A 17,617-nucleotide genomic window follows, 5' to 3' on the forward strand; every position below is an offset into this window, starting at 1 on the left:
GGACGGTCAGTGGCCGCCCCCGGCCCGGTCGACGGTGAGGTCGAGGAAGTGGGTCGAGCAGGAGATGCACGGATCGTGGTTGCGGACGGCCCGTTCGCACAGCGCGGTCAGCTCGGCGTCGGTGGGATCCCCCGACCGCAGGTGTTCCTGCACGGTGCGGCGGAGGTCCTCCTCGATCGCGTCCTGGTTCTGCGCGGTCGGCGGCACCAGGACGGCGTCGGTGACGGTTCCCTCGGCGTCGAGGGTGTAGCTGTGGTGGAGCAGGCCGCGTGGCGCCTCGGTCGCCCCGTGGCCGGTGCCGGCGCGTGGCGGTACGTCGACGTACGGGCGTGGCGGGGGTTCGTAGGCGTCGATGAGGCGCAGCGCCTCGTCGACGGCGTGCAGCACCTCGACCGCCCGGACGACGATGCTGCGGTAGGGGTTGCGGCAGACGACACCCTGCCGGGGGTCGCCGAGCCCGGCGTCCTGGGCGGCCTGGAGGGCGATCGGGGACAGCAGGCGTCCGCTGATCGCGTACCGGGCGAGCGGGCCGGTCAGGTGGCGGCGGCCGTCGAGCCGGGCATGCAGGGCGGTGGAGTGCGGGACCTGGCGCTCGACGACGTGGTCTCCGAACTCGCGGACGCCGAAGGTGCGGGTGGGCAGGGCTCGCCGGCTGGTGGCGGGCAGTCCGGCGGTGTGCGGAGCGGGCATGACGGTGGGTGTGCCCGATTCGATGGCGTAGCGGTCGGGCTCGGCCAGGGCCAGCAGGTCGTGGTCGCACCCGGCCTCGGGGAATTCGAAGCCGGCCACCCAGCGCACGGTGAGCGCGGCGTCCTCCCGGGCCCGGCGCAACTGTTCCTCCAACGGCCGCAGTTCGGATCTGCTGGGCACCCGGTGAAAGCCGCCGAGGCGGACGTTGACCGGGTGGACGGCCCGGCCGCCGAGCAGCTCGATGATCGCGTTCCCCGCCTGTTTGAGCCGCAGTCCCCGCTCGACGTCGGCCCGCCTGGACCGGGCCAGTTCGACGACGTTCGCGCAGCCGTGGAAGTCGGGTGCGTGGAGCAGGTGGACGTGCAGGGTGTGACTCTCGATCCATTCGCCGCAGTAGATCAGGCGGCGCAGCGCGGCAAGTTGGCCGTCCACGGTGACACCGCAGGCGTCCTCGATCGCGCGGCAGGCACTCAACTGGTAGGCGACCGGGCAGATCCCGCAGATACGGGAGGTGATGTCGGGCGGTTCGGTGTAGGAGCGTCCGCGCAGGAAGGCCTCGAAGAACCGCGGGGGTTCGTAGATGGCGAGCCGCGCCTCGGCGACCTCCTCGCCCCGGATCCGCAGGTGGAGGGAGCCCTCGCCCTCGACCCGGGACAGCGATCCGACGTGCAGCACCCTGGAGCCCCGATGGGTCACCGTTCCAGCTCCTTGCGGGAGGCCGCGTCGAACTCGGGCGCGGCGGTGTTGAAGGTGCGCAGGACCCGCACCACGTCGAGGGTGTCCATCCCGTCGCGGCGCAGCAGCGGGACGAAGGCGGGGAAGTTGGTGGAGTCGCTCGGGCCGAAGCAGCCGTAGCAGCCGCGCCCGAAGGTGGGGCAGATCGCGCCGCAGCCGGCGTGGGTGACCGGGCCGAGGCAGGGGGTGCCGTGGGCGACCGTCACACAGACCGTCCCGCGCTGCTTGCACTCGAAGCAGACGCTGTGCGCGGGGACGGCCGGTCGGCGCCCGGCCAGGTGGGCGGTGATGACCTCCAGCAGCTGGCGGCGGTCGACGGGGCAGCCGCGCAGTTCGAAGTCGACGGGGACGTGGGCGCTGATCGGGGTGGAGGTGGCGAGTGTCGCGACGTAGTCGGGGCGGGCGTAGACGGCGGCCTGGAACTCGGCGACGTCGGCGTAGTTGCGCAGCGCCTGGACGCCGCCGGCGGTGGCGCAGGCGCCGATGGTCACCAGGCGCCGGGAGACGGCGCGGATGTGGTGGATCCGGTCGACGTCCTGTGCGGTGGTCACCGAGCCCTCGACGAGGGACAGGTCGTACGGGCCCGGCGCGCTGGCGCTGGAGGCCTCCAGGAAGTGCGCGATCTCCACCTGCTCGGCGAGGCCGAGCAGTTCGTCCTCGCAGTCGAGCAGGGTGAGCTGGCAGCCGTCGCAGGAGGCGAACTTCCAGACCGCGAGCCTGGGACGCCGACGGGGCTCGGCAGTCATCTCACAACTCCCTTACCAGTAGGAGTGGTTCGGCGGTCGTCCAACTGACCACGGGGCCGTCGCGGCACAGCAGGAGCGGCCCGAGCTGGCAGTGCCCGCAGTGGCCGGTGGCGCAGTGCATGGTCCGCTCCAGCGAGACCATGATCCGGCCGGGGTCGGCGCCGAGACGCACCAGCTCGGCCGCGGTGGCGCGGATCATCGGCTCGGGGCCGCAGACGAAGGCCGCCGCCGTCCCCGGGTCGAAGCCGGCGCGGTCGAGCAGGGCGGTGACGACACCGACCTCCCCGCGCCACCGCCCGTCGGGACGGTCGACGGTGACCAGCACGCGGGCCCGCGGCGCCCATGCACGGGTCTCCTGGGCGTAGAGCAGGTCCTGCGGCGTGCGGGAGCCGATCAGGACGTTCAGCCGGCCGTACTCCCCCGGTGCGGCGAGGGCGGCGCGTACCAGCGGGCGCAGTGGTGCCAGGCCGATGCCGCCCGCGACCACCAGCAGGTCGCGCCCGGCGGCGGCGGGGAGCCCCCAGTCCGTGCCGAACGGGCCGCGCACACCGACCGTGGCGCCGGCCTCCAGCCCGTGCAGGGCGGCCGAGACCGGGCCGACGCTGCGGACGGTGTGCGTCAGCCGGTCGCCGTCGATCCCGCTCACCGACAGCGGGATGTCGCCGACGCCGAACGCGTACACCATCGCGAACTGCCCGGGCGTGAAAGGTGGCAGGGCCGATCGGACGGGCTCCAGCACGATCGTGGCGGTGCCGGGCGCCCCGGCCGCGCGGGCGGCGACCCGGTAGGGGACGGGAAGCGCGGCGGAGCGCCCCACCGCACCGGGCGCCGTCATCCGTCACCTCCGCCGGCCCCGGCGCCGGGTGGCGCGTAGAGGTCGAGCAGGCGGGTGCGGGTGGCTTTCAGCCGACGGGCGATCACCGCTGCGACGGCGCCGGTCACCGCCAGGCCGAACGCGGGGTCCTGCCCGCACGCGGTACGGACGCGCCCGGCGTCGAACTCGGCGGCCCGCAGCCTGCCACGGGCCTGGGCACCCAGGTGCCACCGGTAGGGCTCGAACAGCCAGGACCAGCCGAGAAGATCGCCTTCGCCGAGGGTCTCCACGACGGGTGGCGGCCGGCCCGGGACGTGGACGTCCAGTGCCGCGCCCCCCGAGCGGATGATCCAGAACCGGTCGGCGGCCCCGCCCTCCTCGAAGATCCGGGCGCCCGCGGGGATCTCGACCTCGTGGGCGAATTCGGCCAGCCTGTCCCGGTGGGCGGGCGGCAGGGCGCCGAGGAAGCCGTGCTGCGAGGTGGTCATGACGGGCTCTCCGGGCCCGGCGGGCGGCCGGCCCGGCTCTCCCGCTCCCGGTGGAGTGCGTGAGCCTCCTCGGTGATGTCGATGCCGACCGGGCACCACACGATGCAGCGCCCGCAACCGACACAACCCGAGCTGCCGAACTGGTCGAACCAGGTGCCGAGTTTGTGGGTGGCCCACTGGCGGTAGCGGCTGCGCGGCGACTCCCGGACGGGGCCGCCCGGGAGATGGGAGAAGTCGAGGTCGAAGCACGACTCCCAGTGCCGCCACCGCTCGGCGTGGTCACCGGTCAGGTCCGTGACGTCCTCGGTGCTGGTGCAGAAGCAGGTCGGGCAGACCATGGTGCAGTTGCCGCAGGTCAGGCAGCGGGCCGCGACGTCGTCCCAGCGTTCGGCCGTGAGGGTCTCGCGCATCAGGGTCCGCAGGTCCACCGGCGGCATGCTGCGGCCCATCCGGTCCGCCGCCTCGGCCACGCGCTCGCGGGCCGCCTCCCGGGTCGCGGGATCGGCCGGACTCCGGGGAAGCCCGGCCAGCACCGACTCACCCTCCTCGCTCCCCGCGCGCACCAGGAAGCGGTGGCCCTCGGCGTCCAGCACCTCGGTCAGCGCCAGGTCGAACCCGGGCCCCGCGGCGGGGCCGGTTCCCATCGACACGCAGAAGCAGGTGGCGCCCGGCTCCGTGCACTCCACCGCCACCAGGAAGGCCCGCTCGCGGCGCCCGCGGTAGGCCTGGTCGGTGTGCCTGCCCCCGGTCAGCACCCGGTCCTGGATCGCGATGGCCCGCAGGTCACAGGGGCGTACCCCGAGAAAGGCGTAGGAAGGAGGTGTGCCGGTGTCCTCGGTGACGACGAGGTCGCCGTCGGCGCCGCGGTCGGCGCTCCATTCGCGTACCCGGGGCGGATGCAGGAAGTTCTTCCAGGACTGCGGCCCCGCGCTGTGCGCGAAGGCGGCGCCGTCCTCGCGGGCCCGCAGCCGGTACGTTCCGGCCTCCAGTTCGACCCCCCACCCGTAGGGCAGGTCCGACCCCGAGCCGAGTTCCGCCAGCACGATCGCCCCGTCCCGCACGGTCGGTCCGATGACCGTGCGGCCACGGCCGGCCAGGAGCGCGACCAACGCGTCCAGGCCGTCCTTGTCGATCACCGCCGAGCCGCCGGTGTCCGTCGCCACCCAACCTCCCAGGCCGATGCCCCCGCTGCCAGTATGGGGAAGGAAGCGCGCCCGGGCAGGGGAAGACAGGTCCGGTGTGCTCCAGGTGGCTCTCCGGCGACCTCGTGCGGGCCTCGCCGGGGCCCGCCGCGGCTCGGGGCCACCACGGGCGGGAAGACCAGGTGGGTGAACACCCCCGCCCGCGTCACCGTCATCGGTGTCGGCAACGAGTACCGCCGTGACGACGGTGTCGGCTGGGCCGTCGTCGCCAGGCTGGCGGACCGTACCCGCACGCGCCCGTTGCCGGGCCGGACCTCGCTCGTGGTGTGCGACGGCGACCCCGCCAGGCTGATCTCCCACTGGGACGGGGCGGACCTCGCGATCGTCGTGGACGCCGCCCACACCCACCCCGGGCAGCCCGGCCGGGTGCACCGCCTCGTGATGGACGACGGGCGGATCGCGGCGGCCGACCGCGCGACCAGCTCCCACGGGCTCGGCCTCGGCGACGCCGTGGAACTGGCCCGCGAACTGGACCGCCTGCCGCGCCGCCTGGTCGTCCACGCCGTGGAGGGGGCCGACTGCTCCCCGGGAACGGGGCTGTCGGCTCCGGTCGAGGCCGCCGCGGCACACCTCGCCGAACAGATCGCGACAGAGGTCTCGCGCTACCACGCCGGCGTCGGCGACCCCTGAGCGCCGTCCGACCCGGACAGGCCGTCCAGTACCCGCCGGCCCGCCGGACAGGGCCCGAACGGCCCTGTCCGGGGCGGCGCGACAGGCGGACAGTGTGAGAGCAGGAGGACCCCGGCGAAGGAGTGAGGACCATGCAGCACCGCACCGTCCGCGACGTGATGACCCCCGGGGTCGTCACCGCACGGCCCGGCACCCCCTTCAAGGAGATCGCCGGGCTCTTCGAGCGCAACGGCGTCGCCGCCGTCCCGGTCGTCGACGACCGGGACCGCCCGCTCGGCGTCGTCTCGGAGGCGGACCTGCTCCGCACGCAGGCACGCCTCCCCGACCCGCAGGGCCACTCGGTCAGCCTCCCGGCGGGCTCCCGCGACAGCGCCGCCACCGTGGCCGAGACCGCGGAGGGCCTGATGACCAGCCCTGCGGTGTGCGCGCGCCCCGAGTGGAGCATCGTCGAGGCCGCCCGGACCATGGACCGCGAGGGGATCAAACGCCTCCCGGTCGTCGACGAGGCCGGGCGGCTCAACGGCATCGTCAGCCGCTCCGACCTCCTGCGGCTCTTCCTCCGGCACGACACGGCCATCCGTGAGGAGATCGCCCGCGACATCCTCGACCGGACCCTGCACCTCGCTCCCGGCGCCGTACGGGTCACCGTCCGGGACGGTGTCGTCACCCTGGCCGGGCGAATGGAGGAGGCCGGCCTGATCCCCGTCGTCGAGCGCCTCTGCGCGTCGGTCGACGGCGTGGTCTCCGTGCACCAGGCCATCGAGCATCCCTCGGCGGCATCGCAGGCCGGGGCCACCGCGGCGACCGCCTGAAGTCCCCGGACCGCCACGCCGGCCGGGCGGCCGGGCGGCCCTCCCCCAAGGCACGGCGGCCGGTCCGCCGCGGCCGGGAACGAGGAAACGCGATGCACAGGGTGACCCCGGCGGGACAGCGGATCGTGGTCGGCGTGGACGGCTCGCCCTCGTCCCAACAGGCCCTGCGGTGGGCCGTCACCCAGGCACGCCTGACCGGCGGTCCGGTGGACGCGGTGATCTGCTGGACCTTGCCGACGGTGTACGGGCGGGCACCGGTGTCGGTGGACCGGGAGCTCGGCCGTGCCGCCGCGAAGGTGCTGGACCAGGTGGTCACCCGTACCTTCGGCGGGGTCCGGCCGGAGGAGGTCCGCACGACGGCCGTGCCGGGGAACGCCGCCGAGGTGCTGGTCGAGCGCTCACGGGGCGCCGACCTGCTCGTGGTGGGCAACCGGGGCCGCGGCGGGTTCGGCGCCGCCCTGCTGGGGTCGGTGAGCCAGTACTGCGTGCAGCACGCGCCGTGCCCGGTCGTCGTGCTCCGCGAAGGCGCCGGATGACCAGCGGATCTCCTCCGGACCCGGCCGCGTCCCGTCCGGGCCGTCCGGCGGGTGGTTGGGGCCGGAGGGCCCATGTCCGCGATCCGGACGCGGAGCAGGATGGAAGCGGGACCGGCGCAGGAGACGGGTGCCGACACCCGCAGCAGCCCGGAAGACCGACCGGAAGGACGTCCCGGCCATGACCGCCACCGGCAGCATCGCGCAGCAGCGCACCAAGCAGTGGACGCTGCACCTGCAGTTGTTCGAGGAGGGCGACCTCACCACCGTGCACGCCGTCCTCGACACCGGCGACAACACCCTCCGCAGCCGCGCCACCGCACGGCGCAGCCCGGACGACCCGGACGTCCCCGAGATCGGTGACGAGTTCGCGGCCGGGCGCGCCCTGGTCGACCTCGGTCACCAGCTGCTGCGCGCGGGCGAGAGCGACACCGCGGCCTTCGACCCCGGCCCCCGCTGATGACGAAAGGCCGGCCGCCCACCGTTGACGAAGTGAGTCGCACCAGGGAGCGGTCCACCATGAACGAGCCTTCACTGACCCTGACCCAGCTGCGCTTCCTGGCCTCCGCCGCCGGCGCGGCGCCCTCGCTGCACAACAGCCAGCCGTGGCGCTTCACCCCCACGACCGACTCGTCCGGCCTGCGGGTGTACCTCGACCGCGAACGAGCCGTGCCGCTGACCGACCCGGACGGCCGGGCACTGCACATCTCGGTGGGCGCGGCGCTGTTCAACCTGCGGCTCTCCGCACTGCGGCTCGGACGGGACCCGCGGGTGCGGATGCTCCCCGATCCGGCCGAAGCGGACCTGGCAGCCGAGATCGGTCTCTCCCACCCTGCGCCGTCGGCGCCGCCGTCCGGGCCGGACCTCTACGACGCGATCCGGCACCGCCACTCCAGCCGCCGGCCGTTCATCAACCGGGACGTGCCCGAGGCCGTCCTCGGCGAGCTGACGGCGGCCGCCCTCGGCGAAGGCGCGGTGCTGTCCCCCCTGGAGGAGGACGGGGTGCGCCGTGTGCTCGCCCTGACCCGCGACGCCGAGCGCCGCACCGGCGCCGACCTGGCGCGGACGGCCGAGACCCGCAGCTGGTTGCGGCTGGAGGAACCCGCCGCGGACGGGATACCCGCGGCGGCGCTGGGCCCGCAGGACCACGACGCCCGGGTGCCCATGCGCGGCTTCACCGGCCGGACGCTGCCCACGACGCCGCCCGAACGCTTCGAAGCGCTGCCCCAGCTGGCCCTCCTCACCACTCACGGCGACACACCCGCCGACTGGCTGCGCGCCGGCCAGGCCATGCAGCGCGTCTGGCTGCTGGCTACGGCCCACGGAGTGCGCGCCTCCGTCCTGCACCAGGCCGTCGAGTGGCCCGACACCCGCTGGGGCCTGCGGGACCCGGCCGAAGGAGTCGGCCACGTCCAGCTCGTGCTGCGTCTCGGCTACGGCCCGCCCGGACCCGCCACGCCACGCCGCCCGGTCGACGAGACCCTCGACCTGACGGACCACCGGGGCGCCGCTGCCGCCGGGGAGTCGTCGTGCTGACGCACCGCACCGTCCGGGACGTGATGACCCGCGATGTCGTCCGGGTCGCACCGGCGACGGGATTCCGCGCGATCGTCGAGCTGCTCCACGAGTACGGCATCACCGCCGTACCCGTCGTCGACGAGGACGACCGGCCGGTCGGCATCGTCTCGGAGGCCGATCTCCTGCGCACCCAGTCGGCCCAGGAGGACCCCACCGGCCTGCAACCGCCGCCGGCCGGCGGGCCGGACACGGCCGGGGCCGCCACCGCGCGGCAGCTGATGACCAGTCCCGCCGTGTGCGTCGCGCCCGGTGCCACCGTGGTGGCCGCGGCCCGCCTGATGGCCGGCCGGCACGTCAAGAGGCTGCCGGTGGTGGACGAGGAGGGCCGGCTCACCGGCCTGGTGAGCCGCGGCGACCTCCTCAAGGTGTTCCTCCGGGACGACCGGGCCATCAGGCGGGACATCGTCGAGGAGGTGCTCAGCCACGTGGCGGGGGTGAGCCCGGCAGCCGTCGGTGTGGAGGTCGCGCAGGGCCGGGTCGTGCTGAGCGGCACGATCGAGCCCCCGTACCTCGTAACGGTCGTGCTGCGCCTGTGCCGGTCCGTGGACGGCGTCGTGTCGGTCACCGACCGGACGGGCCGGGCACCGGAGCAGACGTACGTCACCACACACCGCGAGCAACACCGGAAACCGGAGGTCCGTCATGGGAACCACGCCTGAGAGTGCACAGCGCGTCATCGTCGTCGGCGTCGACGGATCGCCCTCCTCGCGGGCGGCGCTCCGCTGGGCCCGGCGACAGGCACGGCTGGAGGACGCATCGGTCGAAGCGGTCGCCGCCTGGGACTTCCCCCCGCTGAGTGGCTGGGGCCTGTCGATCCCGGGGCCGGAGATCGAGGAGGCGGCCCGGCTGGCTCTCGCCGACACGGTGAAGCAGGAACACGACGCCACCCATCCACCGGTCCCGGTGCGGCAGCGCACCGAGTACGGCCACCCGGCGGACGTCCTGCTGCGGTTCGCGCGCGGGGCGCACCTCCTGGTGGTCGGGAGCAGGGGGCTGGGCGGCTTCACGGGGACCCTGCTCGGTTCGGTGAGCCGGCACTGCGTGGAGCACGCCCCGTGTCCCGTCGTCGTGGTGCGCGCGACCGGCACCTGACCGACGGAGGACATCGTGGACGGACCGGTCGTCGTCGGTTTCGACGGATCACCCGAGAGCCTGGCCGCCACCGGCTGGGCGGCCCGCGAGGCCCTGGGGTGGCGCCTGCCCCTGGAACTGGTCCAGGCCTGGCCGTGGAGGCGGCCCCACGTCCTCGGGAGCGATGACGCGGAGCGCTGGGGCGGGCGACGGCCGGCCGGGCAGGAGGCCCTGTTCATGGCCTTCACGGCGGCCGGCTCCATGGCGGGTGTGGCCGCGGTCGAGCACCGGGCGCTCGCGGACGCGTTGGGGCCGGGTCGGGAGCGCTACCCGCAGGTGGACGTGGTCGAACAGCTGACGCCGGGAAGCGCGGCCCGCACGCTCGTGGAGGCGGCCGCACAGGCCGGGCTGCTGGTGGTCGGGCGCCGCACCCGGCGCCCGGCGATGGGCCCCTCCCTCGGACCGGTGGCGCAGGCCGCGACCCAGCACGCCTCCTGCCCCGTCGTCGTGGTCCCCCACCACTGACGCCACCGCCGCGACGGCTGCGCGCGGCGGTCGACGTTGCGAACCGACTTCCGGAGGTGAGCGGTCGTGCAGGCAGTGATCGTGTACGAGAGTGTGTACGGCAACACCCGGATCGTCGCCGAGGCGATCGCCGAAGGCCTGCGGGGCGCCCGGCCCGACGCCGTGGTGCGCTGCGTCCCGGTGGCCGGCGCGGGACCGGAGGTGACCGGCAGTGCGGACCTCCTGGTGGCCGGCGGGCCCACCCACGTGTACGGGATGAGCTCCGGGACGACCCGCAGGATGGCTCGGCTCGCCGCCGCCGGGACACCCGCGGGGAACGAGCCGGGGACGCGCGGCCCGGGATCCGACCCCGGCCCCGGGCTGCGGACCTGGTTCCGATCGCTCCCCGAGCCCCGGCCGGGCGCCCGCGGTGCCGCCTTCGACACCCGTGCGGACATGCTGATCAGCGGCGGAGCCGCGCACGGGATCGCCCGCAGGCTGACCCACCACCACTACGACCTGGTGACCGCCCCCGAAGGATTCGTGGTGGAGAGCACCGGTGGCCCGCTGCGCACGGGCGAGCGCGAGCGGGCCGTGGCGTGGGGAGCGTCACTGGCCTGAGCACCCGCCGGGGCCGCACGGCCCCCGGCCGGACGCGCGCTCGGGCCGCGGGAGCGGCGGGGCTCGGAGGACGGTGCGCGGCGCCCTCGCGTCACACCGCGTGCAGGCCGTGGCCGGCGAACACCGAGCGGGCTGCTTCCAGTTGTTCGGCGTTCGGCGCCGGGGTGCCTTGGAGCGGGAACCGCCTCCCCCGGGCCCGGTACTTGGCGGAGCCCAGGTTGTGGAAGGGCAGGACGTCCACCCGTGAGACGTTGCCGAGCGAGGCGGCGAACCCCGCGACGCCCTCGACGTTCGCCGGCCCGTCGGTCAGCCCGGGGACGAGCACGAACCGGACCCACACCTCCTTGCCGAGGTCGGCCAGCCGGCGGGCGAAGTCCAGTGTGGGTTCCAGGTGTTGTCCGGTGAGGCACAGGTGGAGGTCGCGGTCCCAGGACTTGATGTCGAGCAGGACGAGGTCGACGTCGGCCAGCAGCCGGGCGTCCGCCCGGGCGCCGAGGAAGCCGGAGGTGTCCAGTGCGGTGTGCAGCCCGAGTTCGTGCTTGAAGCGGTGGAACAGCTCGGTGCAGAAGGCGGGTTGGAGCAGCGGTTCGCCGCCGGTGAGGGTCGCGCCGCCGCCGGCCGCGTGGATGAAGGCGGCGTGCCCGGCGGCCTCGGCGACCACGGCGTCGACGCCGGTGCGGGTGCCGTCCGACATCCGCCAGGTGTCCGGGTTGTGGCAGTAGAGGCAGGTCAGCGGGCACCCGGCCAGGAAGACCACGAACCGGGTGCCCGGGCCGTCCACGCCGGTGGACACGTCCCAGGAGTGCACCGACCCGCTGAGCGCCGGGGGCGGCCCGACCGGGATGGCGGTGCCGAGCGTGACAGCCATGGGAATCCTCCTGGACCGGCTACAGCGAGCCGTGGAAGGTCCGGTTGACCACGTCGAGCTGCTGCTCGCGGGTCAGCCGGACGAAGTTGACGGCGTAGCCGCTGACCCGGATGGTCAGCTGCGGGTAGTCCTCCGGGTGCTCCATGGCGTCCAGCAGGGTGGCGCGGTCGAGCACGTTGACGTTCATGTGGAACCCGCCCACCGCCGTGAAGCCGTCCAGGACCCCGGCCAGGTTGGCGATCCGCTCCTGCGGGGTGCGGCCGAGGGCGTCGGGGGTGACGGTGTTGGTCAGCGAGATGCCGTCCTGGGCGTGCTCGTACGGCAATTTGGCGACCGACAGCGCGCTGCTCACGTAGCCGTGCCGGTCGCGCCCGTTCATCGGGTTGGCACCGGGCGAGAAGGGTTCGCCGGCCCGGCGGCCGTCGGGGGTGTTGCCGGTCTTCCTCCCGTAGACGACGTTGGAGGTGATGGTCAGCACGGACTGGGTGTGCTCGGCGCCCCGGTAGGTGGGGTGTTTGCGCACCTTCGCCATGAACCGCTCGACCAGGTCGACCGCGATCGAGTCCGCGCGGTCGTCGTTGTTTCCGTAGGCGGGGTATTCGCCGTCGATCCGGTAGTCGGTGGCCAGGCCGGTCGCGTCCCGCACCGGGGCGACCCTCGCGTACCGGATGGCGGCGAGGGAGTCGGCCGCGACGGAGAGACCGGCGATCCCGCAGGCCATCGTCCTGCGCACGTCGCGGTCGTGCAGCGCCATCTCCAGGCGCTCGTAGGCGTACCTGTCGTGCATGTAGTGGATCACGTTGAGGGCATGGACGTAGGTCTCGGCCAGCCAGTCCATCTGCCGGTCGAGCTTCTCCAGCACCTCCTCGTAGTCGAGGACCTCCGAGGTGAGCGCGCCGCTGTCCGGGCCGACCTGGGCGCCGGAGATCTCGTCCCGGCCGCCGTTGACCGCGTAGAGCAGGGTCTTGGCGAGGTTCACCCGGGCGCCGAAGAACTGCATCTGCCGGCCGACGGCCATCGCCGACACGCAGCAGGCGATGGCGGTGTCGTCGCCGGACCGCGGGCGCATCAGCTCGTCCGACTCGTACTGGATGCTGGAGGTGTCGATCGATGCCTTGGCGCAGAACTCCTTGAATCCACGAGGGAGTCGCGGCGACCAGAAGACCGTCATGTTCGGCTCGGGCGCCGGGCCGAGGTTGTACAGGGTCTGCAGGTAGCGGAAGCTGGTCCGGGTGACCAGCGGGCGGCCGTCCTCGCCGATGCCGCCGATCGACTCGGTGACCCAGGTCGGGTCGCCGGAGAACAGCTGGTCGTACTCGGGGGTGCGCAGGAAGCGGACGATCCGCAGCTTGATCACGAAGTCGTCGACCAACTCCTGGGCTCCGCTCTCGGTCAGCCGGCCCTCGGCGATGTCCCGCTGGAGGTAGACGTCGAGGAAGGTGGAGGTGCGGCCGAGCGACATGGCCGCGCCGTTCTGCTCCTTCACCGCCGCCAGATAGGCGAAGTACAGCCACTGGACGGCCTCCCGGCCGGTCCGCGCCGGGCCGGAGACGTCGTGGCCGTAGGCGGAGGCCATCTCCTTGAGCTCGTTCAGGGCCCTGATCTGCTCGGCGAGTTCCTCCCGGGAACGGATCACCTCCTCCAGGCGCCCCGGGTCCGCCGGTGCGGTGTCCAGGGCGGCCTTCTCCTCCCGCTTCGCCGCGATCAGCCGGTCCACCCCGTACAGCGCGACCCGGCGGTAGTCGCCGATGATCCGGCCGCGGCCGTAGGCGTCCGGCAGGCCGGTGATGATCCCGGCCCGGCGGGCGGCCAGGATCTCGGGGGTGTAGGCGTCGAACACGCCCGCGTTGTGGGTCTTGCGGTACGTGGTGAAGACCGTCGCCAGTTCGGCGGAGACCGGGTAGCCGTAGGTCTCCAGGGCACCGGCCACCATCCGCCAGCCGCCGTTCGGCATGATCGCGCGCTTCAGCGGGGCGTCGGTCTGCAGGCCCACGATCAGTTCCCGGTCGCGGTCGATCCAGCCGGGGGCGTGCGCGGTGATGGTGGAGGGGATGTCGTGGGCGACGTCGTACACGCCCTTGGCCCGCTCCTCCGGGAAGCGGTCGGTGATCTTCCGCCAGACCGCCGTGGTGCGCTCGGTCGGGCCGGCCAGGAAGCCGCCGTCGCCCTCGTACGGGGTGTAGTTGTGCTGGATGAAGTCGCGGACGTCGATCGCGTCGCGCCACAGGCCGCCCTTGAACCCGGCCCAGGCACTGCCGGTGGTCGTCTCCGCCTGCTCGGTGGTCATGGTCGCCGTTCCCCTTTCGGTGCCCTCGGCACCTCGCTGTGCCGGCCGGCGGTTCGCCCGGCCGGTGCGGCGGCCCCGGGTACGGGGCCGCCGGTGCTCAGATCCGGTGGCCGTAGTAGGCCTGACGCATCAGCTGCCGCATGTCGTCGAGCATCGGCATCCGGGGGTTGGCCGGGGCGCACTGGTCCTCGTAGGCGTTCATCGCCTGCTGCGGGAGGGCCGCCAGGAAGGCCGCCTCGTCCACTCCCGCCTCCTTGAACGAGCGGGGGATGCCGACCCGGTCGCGGAGCGCCTCGACGGCGGACGCCAGCGACTCGACGCCCTGCTCGGGGGTGTCGGCGGGCAGTGCGAGCGTCCGGGCGACGTCCTGGTAGCGCTCGGGGGCGACGTAGCTCCGGTACTTGGGCCAGCCGGTGACCTTCGCCGGCGCCCCGCCGTTGTAGCGGATCACGTGCGGCAGGAGCAGCGCGTTGGTGCGGCCGTGGGCGATGTGGAAGGTGCCGCCCAGGGTGTGCGCCATGGCGTGGACGACGCCCAGGAAGGCGGAGCCGAAGGCCATCCCCGCGATGGTGCCGGCGTTGTGCATCTTCTCCCGGGCGACCGGGTCGTTCGGCCCGTCGGTGACGGCCCGTTCCAGGTTCTCGAAGATCAGCCGGATGCCCTGGAGCGCCAGCCCGTCGGTGAAGTCGTTGGCGTAGACCGAGACATAGGTCTCGATGCAGTGGGTGAGGGCGTCGAAGCCGGTGTCCGCGGTGACCGCGGCCGGCAGGTGGGTGGTGAGCGCCGGGTCGCAGATGGCGACGCTCGGGGTGAGGGCGTAGTCGGCGAGCGGGTACTTCTGTCCGGTGGCGGTGTCGGTGATGACCGCGAACGGGGTGACCTCGCTGCCGGTGCCCGAGGTGGTCGGGACGCAGACCAGCTTGGCCTTCTCGCCGAGGTCGGGAAAGGTGAACGCGCGCTTGCGGATGTCGAAGAACTTCTCCTTCAGGTCGGCGAAGTCCACCTCCGGGTGCTCGTACATCAGCCACATCACCTTGGCGGCGTCCATCGGCGAGCCCCCGCCCAGGGCGATGATGGTGTCGGGCCGGAAGTCGCGCATCAACTCGGCGCCCCTGCGCACGGTGTCGATGCTCGGGTTCGGCTCGACGAAGTCGACCACCCGGACCTCGACCGGCTCGCGCCGCCGGTCCAGGATCCCGCGGATCCGCTCCAGGTGGCCGACCTCCACCATGGTCCGGTCGGTGACGACGACGATCCGGTGGGCGTTCGGCATGCTCGCCAGGTACTTCACGGAGTTGCGCTCGAAGTAGATCTTCGGCGGGACCTTGAACCACTGCATGTTGGTGTTGCGCCGCCCGATCCGCTTGATGTTGACGAGGTTCAGCGCCGAGACGTTGCCCGCCACCGAGTTGTGGCCGTAGGAACCGCAGCCGAGCGTCAGCGAGGGCATGAAGGCGTTGTAGACGTCGCCGATCCCGCCCTGGGAGCTGGGCGCGTTCCAGATGATCCGGCAGGCCTTGACCGCGTGCCCGAACTCCTCGGCGAACGCCTCGTCCTCGGTGTGCACCGCCGCGGAGTGCCCGAGACCGTTGAACTCCACCATGGCGGCGGCGAGTTCCACTCCGCTTCGGCGTGATTCCGCGGTCAGCAGGGCCAGCACCGGGCAGAGCTTCTCGCGCGTCAGCGGCTCGGACGGTCCGACCCGCTCCGCCTCCACCAGGATGACGGAGGTGTCGGCGGGCACGGTGAAGCCGGCGGCCGCGGCGATCTGTACGGCGGAGCGGCCCACCACCGCGGCGTTCAGCCGCTCGCCGGCGCACGAGGCCCCCTCGCCGACGCCGAACAGGTGCCGCTCCAGCAGGGCCTTCTCCTCCGCCGTGGCGAGGTGGGCCTTCAGCCTGCGGAACTCGGCGATCGCCGCGTCACGGATCTCCGCGTCCAGGATGACGGCCTGCTCGGAGGCGCAGATCATGCCGTTGTCGAAGGACTTGGACAGCACGATGTCGTTGACCGCCCGCCTGAGGTCCGCGGTCCGCTCGACGTAGGCGGGCACATTGCCCGCACCGACACCGAGGGCGGGCTTGCCGCACGAGTACGCGGCGCGGACCATCGCGTTCCCGCCGGTGGCGAGAATCGTGGCGACGTCCGGATGATTCATCAGGGCTTCGGTGGCCGGCATCGAAGGACGCTCGATCCACTGGATGCAGTGCGTCGGAGCCCCCGCCGCCACCGCCGCGTCCCGCACGATCCGGGCCGCTTCCGCGGAACAGCGCTGCGCCGCGGGGTGGAAGGCGAAGACGATCGGGTTGCGGGTCTTGAGGGCCAGCAGGCACTTGAAGATCGTGGTGGAGGTCGGGTTCGTCACCGGCGTGAGGCCGGCGACCACCCCGACCGGTTCGGCGATCTCCACGATCCCGTCGATCTCGTCCCGCCGCACCACCCCGACCGTCTTCACCCGGGCCATCACGTGGGTGACGTTCTCGCAGGCGAAGACGTTCTTGACCGCCTTGTCCTCGAACACCCCGCGCCCGGTCTCCTCCACCGCCAGCACCGCGAGGCCGGTGTGCCGGGCGAGCGCCGCCAGGGACGCCTTCCTGACGATGTGGTCGACCTGCTCCTGGGTGAACGATCCGTACTCCTGAAGGGCGGTCACCGCTCCGGCGACCAGCCGGTCCACCTCGGCGGCGGCCGGTGCCTGGACCGGCCGGTCGGCGGCGGCCGCCGCCGCCGCGGGCGGGACGACCGGGGCGGGGACGGGGATCCGCGCGGGCTCGGCACTCTTCGCGTGCTCGGCGCTCTTCGCGGTCAGCGGGCTGCGGGGCATGGTGGACCACCTTTCGGTTCGTCGTCCGGGTGGGGCGTTTCCGGTCGTCCGGCGCCTCGTCACACAGCCTTCCGTGGCGGCCGCGGCGGCGGCCCCTGCCGGACGGGGCAGGCCTTCGGGCCGAAGGTCCCTTGTCCGCCGGGCGGTTGGTCCCGCCGGCCCGGCCGCGCACCGTGGCCGTGTCCCGGCCGGCACCAGGCCGGCCTGGTCCGCCCCGGCCGCGCCGTCGCCCGGCCGCGGCCACCGGCGGCCGGCCTCAGTCGTGCGGTACGACGGCGACCGGGACGTGGGCGCGGTGGAGGACGACATGGGTCACCGGTCCCAGGCGGGGTGCGGCCACGGGGTGCCCGGGCGCCCGCCGTCCCAGCACGACCAGGGCCGCACTGTGCGAGGCTTCCAGCAGCGCCTCGGCCGCGCCGTCGTCCACCACTTCGGCCCGCGTGAGGACGTCGGGGAACCTCTCCCGCCAGCGGCTCAGAGCGTCCTGGAGGTGCACCAGCCGATCCGCCGTCAGCGAACGCGTGATCGCCTGCTGGTCCAGCGGAGCCTGAGTCCGGTACGGGCCGGCGGGGGTCGTCCGGGCCTCCACCGCGCGCAGGACGGCCCCGCGACGAGCCGCCTGGTCGAAGGCGAACGCAAGCACCGCGTCGCAGGGCCGGTCGCCCTGCACTCCCACCAGGACTTCGCTCCCCTCTCCGGCCGTTCCGCCGGCGCCGTCCCGGACCAGGACGACGGGGCACCTGGCGTGGGCCGCCGTCCGAAGTCCGACGGAGCCGACCAGCAGGCCTGCGACGCCCCCGAGCCCTCGGGAGCCGAGGACGAGCAGGCCGTCCCGCTCCCCCGCGGCGGCCAGCGCGTACGAAGGGGTCCCGGGGACCTGCTCGCAGGTGGTCCGCAGTTCGGGCAGCAACGCCGAGATCCGGTCGCGGATCTCGGCCACGGACCGGGGCAGCCTGTCCGCCGGCCGCCAGGCCCGGGCGAGGTCGCCGCCCTCCGCGCGCACCACGTGGACCATGCGCAGGCTTCGTCCGGTTCGACGAGCCTCCTCGGCCGCCCAGTCGGCGGCCGCCGCACTCTGCGCCGATCCGTCGATCCCCACCACTACGGCGTGCTTCATGGCCGTGTCCTCCCTCGCCTCGACCGGCCGGGCGCGGATTCGCGCGGCCGTTGTCCATTCGGCACTCTCCTGCCGCGTCCCCGGCCCGGCCCAGGTG

At 73.7% G+C, this 17,617-nt stretch carries 18 protein-coding genes; 9 read left to right on the plus strand and 9 right to left on the minus strand.

Features of this window, described 5'->3' with window-relative positions:
• Positions 1–6 precede the first annotated feature (6 nt).
• Genes OG689_RS02870 through OG689_RS02890 form a run of 5 tightly spaced genes read right to left on the minus strand, consistent with a single transcriptional unit; the run spans position 7 to position 4,636 of the window.
• A complete protein-coding gene (locus OG689_RS02870; RefSeq protein ID WP_266317178.1) occupies positions 7–1,386 on the minus strand; it encodes a nickel-dependent hydrogenase large subunit in 1,380 nt (459 codons plus the stop codon).
• Positions 1,383–2,171, minus strand: coding sequence for an oxidoreductase (locus OG689_RS02875; RefSeq protein ID WP_266317180.1), 789 nt, complete (start codon positions 2,169–2,171; stop codon positions 1,383–1,385). Before OG689_RS02875 ends, OG689_RS02870 begins: the two co-directional genes overlap by 4 nt.
• A 1-nt stretch (position 2,172) precedes the next feature.
• Entirely contained in the window at positions 2,173–3,006 is an 834-nt protein-coding gene (locus OG689_RS02880; RefSeq protein ID WP_266317182.1) for an FAD/NAD(P)-binding protein, read from the minus strand.
• Positions 3,003–3,473 (minus strand): cyclic nucleotide-binding domain-containing protein, encoded by a 471-nt coding sequence (locus OG689_RS02885; protein ID WP_266317184.1) that lies wholly within the window; start codon positions 3,471–3,473, stop codon positions 3,003–3,005. Before OG689_RS02885 ends, OG689_RS02880 begins: the two co-directional genes overlap by 4 nt.
• The gene (locus OG689_RS02890) at positions 3,470–4,636 is read right to left on the minus strand and encodes a 4Fe-4S dicluster domain-containing protein (RefSeq protein ID WP_266317186.1); all 1,167 of its coding nucleotides are present in this window, start codon (positions 4,634–4,636) and stop codon (positions 3,470–3,472) included. The genes OG689_RS02885 and OG689_RS02890 overlap by 4 nt, the downstream gene beginning before the upstream one ends.
• Before the next feature lie 165 nt (positions 4,637–4,801).
• Here OG689_RS02890 and OG689_RS02895 point away from each other — a divergent pair, with 165 nt between their 5' ends.
• The 9 genes from OG689_RS02895 to OG689_RS02935 all read left to right on the plus strand — a co-directional run bounded on the left by OG689_RS02895 (position 4,802) and on the right by OG689_RS02935 (position 10,424).
• Complete coding sequence (locus OG689_RS02895; RefSeq protein ID WP_266317188.1) at positions 4,802–5,305, plus strand: hydrogenase maturation protease; 504 nt, start codon at positions 4,802–4,804, stop codon at positions 5,303–5,305.
• Between the two features lie 131 nt (positions 5,306–5,436).
• On the plus strand, positions 5,437–6,117 hold the full coding sequence (locus OG689_RS02900; protein WP_266317190.1) for a CBS domain-containing protein: 681 nt from the start codon (positions 5,437–5,439) through the stop codon (positions 6,115–6,117).
• A gap of 92 nt (positions 6,118–6,209) precedes the next feature.
• Positions 6,210–6,653: a universal stress protein gene (locus OG689_RS02905; protein WP_266317192.1), complete on the plus strand. Its 444-nt coding sequence runs from the start codon at positions 6,210–6,212 to the stop codon at positions 6,651–6,653.
• Between the two features lie 178 nt (positions 6,654–6,831).
• Positions 6,832–7,110 carry a DUF1876 domain-containing protein gene (locus tag OG689_RS02910; RefSeq protein ID WP_266317194.1) on the plus strand — a complete coding sequence of 93 codons (279 nt, stop codon included), beginning with the start codon at positions 6,832–6,834 and terminating at the stop codon, positions 7,108–7,110.
• A 59-nt stretch (positions 7,111–7,169) separates the two neighbouring features.
• The gene (locus tag OG689_RS02915; RefSeq protein ID WP_266317196.1) at positions 7,170–8,186 is read left to right on the plus strand and encodes a hypothetical protein; all 1,017 of its coding nucleotides are present in this window, start codon (positions 7,170–7,172) and stop codon (positions 8,184–8,186) included.
• Positions 8,180–8,887, plus strand: coding sequence for a CBS domain-containing protein (locus OG689_RS02920; protein WP_323189245.1), 708 nt, complete (start codon positions 8,180–8,182; stop codon positions 8,885–8,887). Before OG689_RS02915 ends, OG689_RS02920 begins: the two co-directional genes overlap by 7 nt.
• Positions 8,871–9,320: a universal stress protein gene (locus OG689_RS02925; RefSeq protein WP_266317198.1), complete on the plus strand. Its 450-nt coding sequence runs from the start codon at positions 8,871–8,873 to the stop codon at positions 9,318–9,320. Before OG689_RS02920 ends, OG689_RS02925 begins: the two co-directional genes overlap by 17 nt.
• Before the next feature lie 15 nt (positions 9,321–9,335).
• A complete protein-coding gene (locus OG689_RS02930; RefSeq protein WP_266317200.1) occupies positions 9,336–9,824 on the plus strand; it encodes a universal stress protein in 489 nt (162 codons plus the stop codon).
• Positions 9,825–9,890: 66 nt separating this feature from the next.
• Positions 9,891–10,424: a hypothetical protein gene (locus OG689_RS02935; protein ID WP_266317202.1), complete on the plus strand. Its 534-nt coding sequence runs from the start codon at positions 9,891–9,893 to the stop codon at positions 10,422–10,424.
• A gap of 91 nt (positions 10,425–10,515) precedes the next feature.
• On the opposite strand, the gene pflA is transcribed toward OG689_RS02935, so the two are convergent.
• The 4 genes from pflA to OG689_RS02955 all read right to left on the minus strand — a co-directional run bounded on the left by pflA (position 10,516) and on the right by OG689_RS02955 (position 17,520).
• Positions 10,516–11,292, minus strand: a complete 777-nt coding sequence (pflA, locus tag OG689_RS02940; RefSeq protein ID WP_266317204.1) for a pyruvate formate-lyase-activating protein — start codon at positions 11,290–11,292, stop codon at positions 10,516–10,518.
• A 19-nt stretch (positions 11,293–11,311) separates the two neighbouring features.
• Complete coding sequence (gene pflB, locus OG689_RS02945; RefSeq protein WP_266317206.1) at positions 11,312–13,579, minus strand: formate C-acetyltransferase; 2,268 nt, start codon at positions 13,577–13,579, stop codon at positions 11,312–11,314.
• 97 nt (positions 13,580–13,676) lie between these two features.
• Entirely contained in the window at positions 13,677–16,403 is a 2,727-nt protein-coding gene (adhE, locus tag OG689_RS02950; RefSeq protein ID WP_266317208.1) for a bifunctional acetaldehyde-CoA/alcohol dehydrogenase, read from the minus strand.
• A gap of 256 nt (positions 16,404–16,659) precedes the next feature.
• Positions 16,660–17,520: a universal stress protein gene (locus OG689_RS02955; protein WP_266317210.1), complete on the minus strand. Its 861-nt coding sequence runs from the start codon at positions 17,518–17,520 to the stop codon at positions 16,660–16,662.
• Positions 17,521–17,617 lie beyond the last annotated feature (97 nt).

Origin of the sequence: Kitasatospora sp. NBC_00240 (assembly GCF_026342405.1) — a bacterium.
Classification (GTDB): Bacteria; Actinomycetota; Actinomycetes; order Streptomycetales; family Streptomycetaceae; genus Kitasatospora.

Excerpts from the sequence above, each read along its gene's own strand:
- OG689_RS02910 (WP_266317194.1), top strand. The coding sequence starts at position 6,832 with ATGACCGCCACCGGCAGCATCGCGCAGCAGCGCACCAAGCAGTGGACG.
- adhE (WP_266317208.1), bottom strand. The coding sequence starts at position 16,403 with ATGCCCCGCAGCCCGCTGACCGCGAAGAGCGCCGAGCACGCGAAGAGT.
- OG689_RS02955 (WP_266317210.1), bottom strand. The coding sequence starts at position 17,520 with ATGAAGCACGCCGTAGTGGTGGGGATCGACGGATCGGCGCAGAGTGCG.
- OG689_RS02880 (WP_266317182.1), bottom strand. The coding sequence starts at position 3,006 with ATGACGGCGCCCGGTGCGGTGGGGCGCTCCGCCGCGCTTCCCGTCCCC.
- OG689_RS02915 (WP_266317196.1), top strand. The coding sequence starts at position 7,170 with ATGAACGAGCCTTCACTGACCCTGACCCAGCTGCGCTTCCTGGCCTCC.
- OG689_RS02885 (WP_266317184.1), bottom strand. The coding sequence starts at position 3,473 with ATGACCACCTCGCAGCACGGCTTCCTCGGCGCCCTGCCGCCCGCCCAC.
- OG689_RS02925 (WP_266317198.1), top strand. The coding sequence starts at position 8,871 with ATGGGAACCACGCCTGAGAGTGCACAGCGCGTCATCGTCGTCGGCGTC.
- OG689_RS02875 (WP_266317180.1), bottom strand. The coding sequence starts at position 2,171 with ATGACTGCCGAGCCCCGTCGGCGTCCCAGGCTCGCGGTCTGGAAGTTC.
- pflB (WP_266317206.1), bottom strand. The coding sequence starts at position 13,579 with ATGACCACCGAGCAGGCGGAGACGACCACCGGCAGTGCCTGGGCCGGG.
- pflA (WP_266317204.1), bottom strand. The coding sequence starts at position 11,292 with ATGGCTGTCACGCTCGGCACCGCCATCCCGGTCGGGCCGCCCCCGGCG.
- OG689_RS02900 (WP_266317190.1), top strand. The coding sequence starts at position 5,437 with ATGCAGCACCGCACCGTCCGCGACGTGATGACCCCCGGGGTCGTCACC.
- OG689_RS02905 (WP_266317192.1), top strand. The coding sequence starts at position 6,210 with ATGCACAGGGTGACCCCGGCGGGACAGCGGATCGTGGTCGGCGTGGAC.